This window comes from Enterobacter sp. UPMP2061 (assembly GCF_053709615.1).
Genome location: NZ_JBSKJP010000003.1, coordinates 66,445 through 78,585 on the forward strand (window position 1 = coordinate 66,445; position 12,141 = coordinate 78,585).

Genomic DNA, 12,141 nt, shown 5'->3' on the forward strand with positions numbered 1-12,141 from the left:
GAGCGGTCTGGGGTTCGGCAGGAAAATCATTCGATTCTGTTCATTTACCCCGAGGGCAGGTAGAATGCACGCCGTTTATCTGTTCCGCGCCGCTGCGCGCCCATAGACGAAAAGGGCTGGTCATGACGTCTGTTACATCCTCCACTTCCCGCGTAGTTACCGATTCTCCCGTAGTTGTTGCTCTGGATTACAATAACCGTGACGCCGCACTGGCCTTTGTTGATGGCATTGATCCCCGCGATTGCCGTCTGAAAGTAGGCAAAGAGATGTTTACGCTGTTCGGCCCACAAATCGTCCGCGATCTGCACCAGCGTGGCTTCGACGTTTTCCTCGACCTGAAATTCCATGATATTCCGAATACCACTGCGCACGCCGTTGCTGCGGCGGCTGAACTGGGCGTGTGGATGGTTAACGTTCATGCATCCGGCGGGGCACGCATGATGACGGCTGCGCGCGAAGCGCTGGTGCCGTTTGGCAATGACGCTCCGCTTCTGATCGCCGTCACCGTGCTGACCAGTATGGATGAATCCGACCTGCGCGACCTGGGTGTGACGTTGTCACCTGCCGAACACGCGGAGCGTCTGGCGCGCCTCACGCAACAGTGTGGTCTCGATGGCGTGGTCTGTTCGGCTCAGGAGGCGGTTCGCTTCAAAGCTGAGCTAGGCCGCGACTTTAAACTGGTAACGCCGGGCATCCGTCCGGCAGGCACCGAGTCTGGGGATCAGCGACGCATCATGACGCCAGAGCAGGCGCTGAGCGCGGGTGTAGACTATATGGTGATTGGTCGCCCGGTGACGCAATCCGCTCATCCGGCAGAGACCCTGAAAGCGATAAATGCATCACTGAAAAAGGGGGCATAATGCGTGACGCCAACAGTCGTCTGGTCTATTCAACGGATACCGGGCGCATTGAAGAGCCAAAAGAGAAAGCTGAACGTCCAAAAGGCGATGGCATCGTGCGAATTCAGCGCCAGACCAGCGGCAGGAAAGGTAAAGGGGTTTGCCTTGTCACTGGCATTGATCTGGATGATGCAGACCTGGTAAAGCTCGCCGCTGAACTTAAAAAGAAGTGCGGATGCGGTGGGGCAGTAAAAGACGGCATTATTGAGATTCAGGGTGATAAACGGGATTTAATTAAAGCGCTGCTGGAAGCCAAAGGAATGAAAGTCAAACTGGCGGGCGGCTAAAATAAATGAGCCACGGACATTGCCGTGGCTCTTTTTTTTACGTGCGTAAGTCAGACCTGAAAATACAAAATATATTATTATACCGGTGAGAGCCGTTATGGTGATTATTTGCCCACCTGGTGACCGATAACACCACCTACGGCAGCACCACCTAATGTACCCAGCGTACTACCATCCGTTAATACTGCACCACCAAGCGCACCAGCACCGGCACCAATCGCGGTATTACGGTCACGTTTAGACCAGTTAGAGCAAGCGCTCAGGGACATTGCTACAGTGATTGCCAGAACAGCGGCGGCTAATTTTTTGCTGGTAAATGTCATAATACTTTCTCCTGAATTATCGATTCACGGAAAGGAATGCACTTTAAGTATAGACAATATCCATACTTAAATTCTGTTCCCGTGAAACCTGGTCGCGCAGGCGTTTCATCATCACGCAGGTGATAGTCACTTCCTGTTATATCGCTAATATTAATTTTACGTGTTTAGAACGGTTTCAACAGGTAAAAACTCTTAAAGGCAGGGTCAGAATACTCTCAGAGAAAGGTTTAAGTGCGCCCATTATTCGGGCGCAGCAGGATAATCAGGCCGTTTTTTTCACAATATCGACAGTCAGGCCGTCTTGTTCTAATTGCTGGCGATATTCATCGCGCAAACGCTCATCCGTAATCACACGGCTGAAGCGTGAAGCCGGACCCATCGTATAAGGGTGTACGGCGCCAAACTTAGAGCTGTCGGTCAGCACTATCGCTTCACACTCTTTGGCGAGCACTGCGTTAACCACGTCTGAACGCATCATGTCGCGACCGGTAAAGCCGGTGTCGGGCTGCCAGCCGTCAATACCAATGAATGCTTTACTGAAGTGAACCTGCTGAACATATTGACGCGTTAATGGCCCCACCATGCTTTCGCTTTTCTTCTGGTAAATGCCGCCCAGCAGTATCACCTCGCACTGAGTTTCCTTCAACAGATGGGCGATATAGCTGCTTACGGTGATGATGGTAACGTCTTTTTGATCGGCGAGCGTGCGCGCCAGAAGAGCGTTACTGCTGCCATTTTCAATAAAGACGGTCTCACCGTTATTCACTAAGGATGCAGCAAACTCCGCCAGCTCCCGCTTGAGCGCATAATTGTTCATCATGCGGGTTTCGACGTCGTCGCTGTCCAGTGGAACGGCATATCCGTGCGCACGCCGCAGGTAGCTCTGTTTTTCCAGCAGATTCAGATCCTGACGAATGGTGACTTCAGAAACGCCGGTGGCTTTAGCGAGATCGACCACGCTTACGCGTCCCTGATCGATCACCATCTGCAAAATGATTTGTTGTCGGGAATTCATAGCATCCATTTAAAAGGCAAGGGCGGAAACGACGTGGCTACACTTCCCACGGGGCTTTAGGTTGAGTGGATTCTGGAGCGTTATCAGCGCCGTTCTCAGCCAGCAGTTCAGACTTGAGGATTTCAAGGTTACGGATAGCAGAGTGATAATCGCCTGCGACAAGAATATCCAGCACAGTATCAATACGCTGTGCCACGGCTGTTGCATCAATGTTAGACATAAGCTCACCCTGAAGCGAAAAGTTAATATTATCAATGATGCAGAAAATTGATTCAAAAGAGAAGGTAAAAAATGCAATAACCAAAGTTCATAAATGAAAGTGATAAATTTGGCCCCCGTATGCTGCGGGTTGTAGGGGTGGATTAGTCTAAAACTGCGCGCAACGCGCTTTTTTATAAGAGGAATTCGACTATGACAGTTATCAACCAGACAACCTGCACATTGTTTACTGATGCTGAACGATTCACTCAACTGGCGGCTTATTATGAGGCCGAACGGCGTACGGTGTGGATGATGTTACGTGCCACGCCACGGCCTTGCTTCAATCATGCGCTGATCGAGGAGATCATGAATCTCTCTTGGCTGGTTCGACAGTCCGGATTTGTCGTTGATTTTTGGGTCACCGGATCGCTGGTCCCCGACATCTACAATACCGGCGGTGATTTACAGTTCTTCGTTGAGTGCATCAAAAACAACCGACGCGAAGCGTTACGCGCCTATGCCCGGGCCTGTGTGGACTGCGTTCATGCCGCCTCGCGAGGGTTTGATACCGGAGCTGTCACGCTGGCTATGGTGGAAGGAAGCGCGTTAGGGGGCGGGTTTGAAGCCGCGCTGGCGCATCATTTCATTCTGGCCCAGCGCGATGCCCGATTAGGCTTTCCGGAAATCGCGTTCAATCTGTTCCCGGGCATGGGCGGCTATTCACTGGTGGCGCGTCGCGCCGGCATGAAAATGGCGGAGGCGCTGATCTACAAAGGTGAGACGCATACGGCGGAATGGTATGAGCAGTATGGTCTTGTGGATCTCTTATTCGAGCCGTTACAGAGCTATGTTTCGGTGCGGACGTTTATCGACACGCTACAGCCGAAGCTCAACGGCGTAAGGGCCATGCTGCGTGCACGTACGCGCGTGCTGCCACTTCCGCGAAGCGAGCTGATGGACATTACCGAGGATTGGGTTGATGCCGCCTTCTGCCTTGAACCGAAGGATATCGCCTACATGGAGCGGCTGGTTATGCTGCAAAATCGCCATCAGGCGACGGGCTTACGCAAAGCCAGCTAACGGACATTTCTGGCCTGATAGCGCTTTAGCCATCGCTCGAATGCGGCAGCGGGCATGGGCTTAGCAAAAAGATAACCCTGCCGTTCGTTGACGCCATTCTTCGTCAGAAAGGCGTCTTCTTTTGCACTTTCCACCCCTTCAGCAATGACCTGCAAATTTAACGCCTGCGCCACGGCGACTATCGCACGCACCAGCGACTGTGAAATGGACTGCTTATGGATGTCCCGCACGAAAGCCTGGTCAAGCTTAATGGCATCGATAGGGAAGCGCGCCAGCTGCGACAGGGAAGAGTACCCCGTACCAAAGTCATCCAGGTGAATTTGCGCTCCCAGGCGGCTAAATTGCTGGATCACTGACAGGGCCAGCTCTTCATTTTCAATGAGACAGCTTTCGGTCAATTCCACGTCAATCGGGCAGTATTCAAAACTCAGGTCTTTCAGCGCCTGCTTCAGGTCGCTGAAGATGGTCTGGTCCGCCAGCTGACGGGCGGAGACGTTGACCGCGACGCGAAGGTTGATCCCCTTGTCGCGCCATTTTGCCACCTGGCGCACCACATCAAGCATAACCCAGCGGCCCAGGGGCACAATCAGCCCTGACTCCTCAGCATAGGAGATAAACTCCATCGGCGGGATCAGGCCACGCTCTGGGGACTGCCAGCGCACCAGCGCCTCCAGACTTCTGACTTCGCCGCGCCAGGTTATTTTGGGCTGGTAGTGGATTAACAGCTGATCGTTATCCAGCGCTTTACGCAGGTTGGTATCCAGCCACAGGTATTCAAATACGCGCTGGTTCATCTCTGGCGAGAAGACGCAGAATTTGCCCCGGCCATTTTCTTTGGCGGTGTACATGGCGGTGTCGGCATTACGAATGACGCTTTCGCGATCGTTACCGTGCTGGGGCGCAAGCGCGATGCCCAGCGAGCAGCCGGTGTAAACCTCTATCAGCCCGATGCGGAAAGGCTGACGAAGTCGGGTCAGTATGCGCGATGCCATGGCTTCCAGCGCGCCCTGCGAGGTATCGGTGGCCAGCACGATAAACTCATCCCCACCCAGGCGCGCCAGGGTTTGTCCTTCGTCCAGGCAGCTCAGGATCGCCAGCGCAACGGCCTGTAGCAGCTGGTCGCCAAACATATGCCCATAGGCATCGTTCACTTTTTTAAAGTTATCCAGATCGAGATAAACCACGCCTACCTGCGTGTCACCCCGAGCGGTGATGGCATCAGAGATCAGCTCATGGATGGCGTTTCGGTTAGGCAAACCGGTAATCGTATCCGTATTGGCGAGTACGCGCAGGCGCTCCTGGGCCCGACGCTCTTCGGTTATGTCGGTACCTGAACAGATGAGGAAAATTTCATTTTTCCCGCTGCCGCTGTGAACAAATTTATTTCTGAAGAGAAACAGGCGCTGCCCTTTGCGGGTCTTGATCCAGCGTTCAACTTCGTACGAGCTGCCGTTACGAAAAAAACCGGTGATGTTGCGTTTGGAGGCTGCGGCTTCGCTACGACTCATAAACAGTTTGAACACGTTTTGCCCGATAACTTCCTGTTCCTTCAGGCCCGTATATTCTTCACTTAAACGGTTGAAGCGCTGAATATTCCCGTTCTGGTCGAGGATCACAATCACGGAGTTAGCCTCGGACACTACCTGTTCGGCGAAGGAGAGCCCCTGCGCCAAGTCCCGCGCCACGGAAGGAGTATCGTTCCAGGCTGATGCCGTTCCTGCCCACTCATTTTTGTTAATTTTACGGCCGACAAGATGAACGGGAACGTCCACACCGTACAAGGGCAGGGTCATGGCAATGCTGGAAGTTATCACGGTGAGCTGGCGGATCAGCGCGGCCTGCTCATCATCCAGCGCCACCACCTGAATGATGTCAGCGCTTTCACTGGCAGCAAGATGCAGAGCATTGCTGTCTGCTGTCAGTCGCCACCAGGGGCTATGCGTACCCATGTAACGAAACAGCAAATTCTGCTCCAGATCGTCCATCACGTTTTCTCCCGCGGCTGCTGAGTAGCGCACAAATTATTCATTTGCAGTCGACAATGACGGCTCTCTTTTACTGTAGATAATTCTGGCGAAATGTGGCGATGGGAAACAGAAAAGTGTGAGAAAAAACGATGATTTTGCGGGAGATAATACAGAAGAGAACTCCCGGCCACCCCTTAACGGAACGGCCGGAAGTTTACGCGGTTATCAGGCGACAGGGCGCGCGATAATACTGCGGGTTTCCATGCGCACTTCAGCGATGGTGACATCAATCACGTCAGTGACCTTGTAAACCGTTTCGCCTTTAATTTGCACGGTCCCGTTTTCCTGGCTACAAACCAGTTCGTCGCGAACGGCATGCAGGAACGGGGCAGGAATAAAGGCAACGGCGCCATTATCCACCAGACGAACGCGCATACCGCCGCGGCTGATGTCAATGATTTCAGCCGGGAAACGGGTGTCAGTCCCTGCCTTATCATTCAGGAAGCGCGCGTATAACCAGTCGCCGACATCACGCTCCGCCATACGGTTGAGACGGCGACGTTCTGCCATCTGCAACGTCGTATCATCCTGTGGGCGGGCAACAGATTCCCCTTTGATGATCGCTTTCAGCAGACGATGGTTAACCATATCGCCGTACTTACGGATCGGGGAGGTCCAGGTCGCGTAAGCCTCAAGGCCAAGGCCGAAGTGCGGGCCTGGCTCGGTGCTGATTTCCGCAAAGGACTGGAAGCGGCGAATACGGCTGTCAAGGAACCCTGAAGGCTGCGCGTCCAGCTCGCGGCGCAGTTTGCAGAAACCTTGCAGGGTCAGCACTTCCTCAGGATCGACGTGTACGTCATGGGTTTTCAGCAGGGCAGCCAGCGCTTCGGTGTTCGCCGGATCAAACCCGGTGTGCACGTTGTAAATGCCAAAGCCTAATTTGTCGCGCAGCACGCGGGCGGCACAAATGTTGGCGGATATCATCGCTTCTTCAACGATGCGGTTGGCAATACGGCGCGGCTCAGCGACGATATTCAGCACTTCACCTTTTTCACCCAGCACAAAACGGTAGTCCGGACGATCTTTGAAGACCAGCGCGTGAGTTTGACGCCATTCGCTGCGGCTCAGGCAGACGCGGTGCAGCAGACGAATTTGTGCGGCAATGTTGTCGGACTCGGGTTTCCAGCTGCCCGTGTTTTCCAGCCAGTCGGACACGTCGTCATAGGCCAGCTTGGCTTTGGATTCGATGGTGGCGGCGAAGAATTCAATATCTTCTTCAATGGTACCGTCAGCCGCAATGGTCATCCGACAGGCCAGCACCGGACGCACTTCATGCGCACGCAGCGAGCAAAGATCGTCGGAGAGTTCACGCGGCAGCATCGGAATGTTAAAGCCCGGCAGGTAGTTGGTGAACGAGCGCACTTTGGCCATCTCGTCCAGCTTGCTGCCTTCGACAATCCATGCGGTAGGGTCGGCAATGGCGACGGTCAGATGCAGTTTGCCATCGGCTGTCTCTTCGGCATACAGCGCATCGTCCATATCCTCGGTGCTGGCGCTGTCAATGGTGACAAAGTCCAGCGCCGTCAGATCGCGACGTTCCAGACCTTCGTCCTGCATTTCAGTCGCCACGCCCTCAGGCGCTTCTTTTTCGAGGTTGTGGCGCGCCAGCGTCACCCACCATGGGACGAAATGGTCGTCGCCGAAGGTAATGTATTGGGTAAGCTCGGCGTAAAAACCGCGATCGCCTTTTAAAGGATGACGGCGCATCTCAGCAACCGCCCAGTCACCCTCAACAAAATCATGCTCAACGCCACGCGCGGCGCGGCACGGAATAGCATCTTTCAGGAGAGGATGGTCCGGCACGACAGAAAGACGATCGTCTTTTTTATGCACTTTCCCGACAAAGCGGGTCAGGAAAGGTTCGATCAGTGCTTCCGGCTCGGCAGACTCTCGTTCCTTTTCGGTATGAATAACGGCCGAAATGCGGTCGCCATGCATCACTTTCTTCATCTGAGGAGGCGGAATGAAGTAGCTCTTCTGCCCGTCAACTTCAAGAAAGCCAAAGCCCTTTTCCGTGGCTTTTACGACCCCTTCTGCACGCGGCGTCTGGGAATGCAGTTGCTGTTTAAGCTGCGCTAGCAGCGGGTTGTCCTGAAACATAATGTTCTATTTTCGTAGCCATTGAGCGGCTGACAGTTTTACGCGAATCTCACTGCTACAGCAAGCGCTCTTTAGGTAAAGAGTATGGTTATTCCTCTTTACCGAGCGCCACGCGCAGACGGTCCAGCCAGCCATAAAATGCATCTCGCGTAAGCAGGTTGATGGCCTTCTCTGGCGAGAGACCTGACCCGGTCAGGGGCGTTAACTGGGCGGCGCTAAAGCGATCCGGAGAGGCGACAAGCAGCGCACGAGCGGCTGAGAGCATCGAAGAGGCGGGACCTTCACTTCGCGGATGGTTAAGCAGAATTTCGCCCGTCAGATCAAGCAGCATCTGCTCATGACACAGCACAGGAGTAAGCGCTTCGAGTGCCGGTTCCGCCTGCCAGCGTGAGAGCGCCTCAAGCTGAAGCGCACTGGCATATTTTAGCTCAACCGCGGGTAGCGTGGCGGTCCATCTGCTGAAGCTGACCGGCAGCGTATGGGGCTGAATGTGATGCCCGGGCAGCCAGCGTACCGGATGGCCAAGCAATGCCTGAAATACCGCGACCACTCGCGCCTGAAAACCGACAAAGCCGATGATCTGGTTGATAAGCACAATGTCATACGTTGTGAGTCCAACCTCATCAAGCTGGTTTTGGGCTTTATCATCGATGACATCGGGTGAGCTGGCTAACTGGCGGGCATACTGGGTAATTTCTGCAAGGCGTCGATTGCTTTCCCGGGAGGAGTCCGGCCCCGGAAGAGGGGCGAGCAGAGCAGCGTAGTGGTTACAGAGCCGCTGAACGCCACACGCCTGGGCAACCGTTAATGCCGTGCTCAGCCTGTCGTAGGCGCTGAGCGTATGCAGACGGTTCACGGGAGTATCAAGTGGGAACAAAAGATGACAGAGGGTTCGGGCAGGCGTAAGCCAACCAGCACAGCTTGCGAGAATGTCATCGGGCAGGGCTAAATCGAGCAAAAAACGGTCGTCGACGTTAGCGGCTTCGGGCACCAGCGGCAGAACGTCCGTCTGCGAATGATTCGACTGGGTTTCATGATACCAGTGGCCTTTGCCGGAAAAACGGCGTTGTTCCATGGGCGTTCCTTGATCTCAAAATGGCGATCAATATCCTGGCGTAAGGCGGATGAGGGGAAAAATATTGTTAGGTGATAACAAATAGCTGAACGGAATAACGAGGGGCGGGAGGAAACTCTCTTCCCTGGCGGGAAGAGAGTGACAAGCTTATTTGATTTCCAGCTCGTTCATTGCAGCGATGTTGAAGCCGCCGTCAACGTGAACCACTTCGCCGGAGATGCCCGCGGAAAGGTCAGAGCACAGGAATGCCGCAGAGTTACCCACATCTTCGATGGTAACGGTACGACGAATCGGGGTAACCGCTTCGCAGTGTGCCAGCATTTTACGGAAATCTTTGATACCGGAAGCGGCCAGGGTACGGATTGGACCCGCAGAAATAGCGTTAACACGCACGCCTTCAGGACCCATCGCGTTCGCCATGTAGCGCACGTTGGCTTCCAGAGATGCTTTCGCCAGACCCATAACGTTGTAGTTAGGGATAGCACGTTCTGCGCCGAGGTAGGACAGAGTCAGCAGGGCTGCGCCCGGGTTCAGCATCGCGCGGCAGGATTTTGCCATTGCAACGAAGCTGTAGGAGCTGATGTCGTGGGCGATTTTGAAGCCATCACGGGTAACCGCGTTCACGTAGTCGCCGTCCAGCTGGTCGCCAGGAGCGAAGCCGATGGAGTGAACAAAACCGTCGAATTTCGGCCATGCTTTTGCCAGTTCAGCAAACATGCCATCAATGCTTTCGTCTTGTGCAACGTCACATTCCAGAACAATGCTGGAACCCAGCTGCGCGGCAAATTCTTCAACACGGCCTTTCAGCTTGTCGTTCTGGTAGGTGAACGCCAGCTCAGCGCCTTCGCGATGCATTGCCTGTGCGATGCCGTATGCGATGGACAGTTTGCTGGCAACGCCAGTCACCAGAATGCGCTTACCGGAAAGAAAACCCATAGCTTTAATCCTTATATTCATTTCTTATTTTGCCTTGTAATTCATAGCGTTACAGGCAGTATTTCAAAATCATTCGAAATTAGCTCGAAATTATAGCCCACTCACAGCCCCTTGTGTCACGATATTTCTCGCTCCTGCGCCGTGAATGGGCTCACGGAAGAGGTCGAACTGTCTCTTCATCAGGCTGTTTCGTGTGTATCCCAGCAGTATATCACCGCACGCGGGGTTCGCCTCATCCAACCAGAGACTGCCCGGAGCACAGCCGGATCTTAATTCGCTGACGAGGGGATCCTGGCGATAACCTTAATTTCGAAATCAAAACCCGCAAGCCAGTTAACGCCTATTGCTGTCCAGTTTGGGTAAGGAGCGTGCGGAAATGCCAGTTTTTTCGCCTCCATGATGACGGGAAACTGGTTTTCAGGATCGGTATGAAACGTCGTGACATCAATCAGATCGTCAAAAGTACATCCCGCGGCTGCCAGGATCGCCCGTAAATTATCGAACGCCAGCTGCACCTGAGCGGGGAAGTCGGGTTCAGGTGTGCCATCGCTGCGGCTGCCAACCTGACCGGAAACAAATAACAGATCGCCAGAGCGAATTGCAGCTGAATAGCCATGCTCTTTATAGAGGGCATGTCGGTTAGCCGGGAAGACGGGATCACGTGGATGCATGGCTTTTCCTTTTCTGTCAGGGGTATTGTTGTGCTTACGCGGTAGAAGTAACATACGCGATGTATGTGAAAAATGTAATTCACATACATCGCGTATGTCAAATTATAGTTATCGCTTAATTAAGGAAGTCCCATGGCTACAAAACGTCGCGCTGAAACGGCCCAGGAAAATCGCGAGAAAATGATTCAGGCGGCGCGAAAGGCATTTGCTGAAAAAGGCTATGCCGCAGCGTCAATGGATGAACTCACGGCAAGCGTGGGGTTAACACGCGGCGCGCTATATCATAATTTCAACGACAAGAAGGGACTACTGGCGGCGGTGGTCGCGCAGATAGACAGCGAAATGGCAGCAAACGCAAAAGCGATTGCCGCCGCCGCCGAAGATGACTGGGAGCGACTGCTGGCGGAGGGCATCGCCTATATCAAAATGGCGCTCGTTCCGGAAGTTCAGCGTATCGTCCTCCTTGACGGCCCGGCTGTTCTGGGCGACCCGGCGCAATGGCCCAGCCAGAACAGCTGCCTTGAGTCGACCCGTCAGACCATCGAAAAAATGATGGAGTGCAACGTAATCAAAAAGATGGATGCCCGAGTCGCAGCCCATCTGCTGAATGGCGCTGCGCTGAATGCGGCTCTGCTGATTGCCGCGAGTGAAGAACCGCAGAAGACCCTCCCGCATGCCATAGAGGTGTTTACTCTGCTGGCAAGCGGGTTACGCAGCGGCTAACGATCTTTACGCCACGCGTCCGCCGTCAACGCTTCACCAAAGTGTCCGGCAATCAGGCGTTTCGTCAGGTCATGGAGCGGGGAGGCCAGTACGTCAGCGGTACTGCCGCGCTCGACAACTTCTCCCTGGTGCATCACCAGCACCTGGTCGCTTATGTGCTTCATCATGCCCAGATGCTGAGTCACGTAGATATACGCGATACCCTGTTTTTCCTGTAACTCCAGCATCAGGTTAATGAGCTGCGAACGCATCGACATATCCAGCGACGCCAGCGCTTCGTCGGCGATGATGACCTTCGGGCGCAGGATTAGCGCGCGGGCCAGACCGAGACGCTGTTTTTGGCCAGGGGCCAGCATGTGCGGGTAATAGCTGACATGGTCGGGCAGGAGGCCTACCAGACGCAGAGTTTCGACAATCCGTTTGCGACGTGCTTCCGGCTCCAGGTCGGTATTCAACCGCAGCGGGAAATCCAGAATCTGGGAAATACGCTGACGCGGGTTCAGGGACGTCGACGGATCCTGAAAAATCATCCGGATGCGCTGACTGCGAAAAGAGTAGTCCCCAAATTCCAGAGGATGATCGTCAATCAGTATTTCACCGCCGCTCGGCTCGACCATACCCGCGAGCATTTTTGCCAGGGTCGATTTTCCCGAGCCGTTTTCACCGATAATCGCCAGCGTCTGCTTTTCGCGCAGCGTAAAGCTCAGCGGTTTAACAGCCTCGACGGTCTGACGGTGAAACAGGCCGGTGCGATAGCGAAAGGTCTTACTCAGGTTACGTACTTCCAGTAAGGTTTCGACCATT

General features: G+C 54.1%; 13 protein-coding genes. 4 read left to right on the plus strand and 9 right to left on the minus strand.

Annotated elements, in window-relative coordinates; genetic code table 11:
• Positions 1-122 precede the first annotated feature (122 nt).
• Entirely contained in the window at positions 123-860 is a 738-nt protein-coding gene (gene pyrF / locus ACWKXX_RS09115) for an orotidine-5'-phosphate decarboxylase (protein WP_015570388.1), read from the plus strand.
• Positions 860-1,186: a stress response translation initiation inhibitor YciH gene (gene yciH, locus ACWKXX_RS09120; protein ID WP_015570389.1), complete on the plus strand. Its 327-nt coding sequence runs from the start codon at positions 860-862 to the stop codon at positions 1,184-1,186. Before pyrF ends, yciH begins: the two co-directional genes overlap by 1 nt.
• 104 nt (positions 1,187-1,290) lie before the next feature.
• Here yciH and osmB read toward each other — a convergent pair whose 3' ends face one another.
• The 3 genes from osmB to ACWKXX_RS09135 all read right to left on the minus strand — a co-directional run bounded on the left by osmB (position 1,291) and on the right by ACWKXX_RS09135 (position 2,744).
• A complete protein-coding gene (osmB, locus tag ACWKXX_RS09125; protein WP_017384212.1) occupies positions 1,291-1,509 on the minus strand; it encodes an osmotically-inducible lipoprotein OsmB in 219 nt (72 codons plus the stop codon).
• 262 nt (positions 1,510-1,771) lie between these two features.
• Positions 1,772-2,524 carry a DNA-binding transcriptional regulator YciT gene (gene yciT, locus ACWKXX_RS09130; protein ID WP_017384211.1) on the minus strand — a complete coding sequence of 251 codons (753 nt, stop codon included), beginning with the start codon at positions 2,522-2,524 and terminating at the stop codon, positions 1,772-1,774.
• Between the two features lie 37 nt (positions 2,525-2,561).
• The gene (locus ACWKXX_RS09135; protein ID WP_003856825.1) at positions 2,562-2,744 is read right to left on the minus strand and encodes a YciZ family protein; all 183 of its coding nucleotides are present in this window, start codon (positions 2,742-2,744) and stop codon (positions 2,562-2,564) included.
• Between the two features lie 191 nt (positions 2,745-2,935).
• Here ACWKXX_RS09135 and ACWKXX_RS09140 point away from each other — a divergent pair, with 191 nt between their 5' ends.
• Positions 2,936-3,805, plus strand: a complete 870-nt coding sequence (locus ACWKXX_RS09140) for a crotonase/enoyl-CoA hydratase family protein (RefSeq protein ID WP_017384209.1) — start codon at positions 2,936-2,938, stop codon at positions 3,803-3,805.
• On the opposite strand, the gene pdeR is transcribed toward ACWKXX_RS09140, so the two are convergent.
• The 5 genes from pdeR to ACWKXX_RS09165 all read right to left on the minus strand — a co-directional run bounded on the left by pdeR (position 3,802) and on the right by ACWKXX_RS09165 (position 10,614).
• Entirely contained in the window at positions 3,802-5,793 is a 1,992-nt protein-coding gene (gene pdeR, locus ACWKXX_RS09145; RefSeq protein WP_032103394.1) for a cyclic di-GMP phosphodiesterase, read from the minus strand. The genes ACWKXX_RS09140 and pdeR overlap by 4 nt on opposite strands.
• Before the next feature lie 204 nt (positions 5,794-5,997).
• Positions 5,998-7,932: an exoribonuclease II gene (locus ACWKXX_RS09150; RefSeq protein WP_017384207.1), complete on the minus strand. Its 1,935-nt coding sequence runs from the start codon at positions 7,930-7,932 to the stop codon at positions 5,998-6,000.
• 88 nt (positions 7,933-8,020) lie between these two features.
• Positions 8,021-9,007, minus strand: coding sequence for a CMD domain-containing protein (locus ACWKXX_RS09155; protein WP_063151439.1), 987 nt, complete (start codon positions 9,005-9,007; stop codon positions 8,021-8,023).
• Positions 9,008-9,154: 147 nt separating this feature from the next.
• The gene (gene fabI / locus ACWKXX_RS09160) at positions 9,155-9,943 is read right to left on the minus strand and encodes an enoyl-ACP reductase FabI (RefSeq protein WP_003856831.1); all 789 of its coding nucleotides are present in this window, start codon (positions 9,941-9,943) and stop codon (positions 9,155-9,157) included.
• Between the two features lie 269 nt (positions 9,944-10,212).
• Positions 10,213-10,614, minus strand: coding sequence for a RidA family protein (locus tag ACWKXX_RS09165; protein ID WP_261666202.1), 402 nt, complete (start codon positions 10,612-10,614; stop codon positions 10,213-10,215).
• A 132-nt stretch (positions 10,615-10,746) separates the two neighbouring features.
• Here ACWKXX_RS09165 and ACWKXX_RS09170 point away from each other — a divergent pair, with 132 nt between their 5' ends.
• Positions 10,747-11,337 carry a TetR/AcrR family transcriptional regulator gene (locus ACWKXX_RS09170; RefSeq protein ID WP_023296707.1) on the plus strand — a complete coding sequence of 197 codons (591 nt, stop codon included), beginning with the start codon at positions 10,747-10,749 and terminating at the stop codon, positions 11,335-11,337.
• On the opposite strand, the gene sapF is transcribed toward ACWKXX_RS09170, so the two are convergent.
• A complete protein-coding gene (sapF, locus tag ACWKXX_RS09175) occupies positions 11,334-12,140 on the minus strand; it encodes a putrescine export ABC transporter ATP-binding protein SapF (RefSeq protein ID WP_047735479.1) in 807 nt (268 codons plus the stop codon). The two genes, ACWKXX_RS09170 and sapF, sit on opposite strands and share 4 nt — an antisense overlap.
• Position 12,141 lies beyond the last annotated feature (1 nt).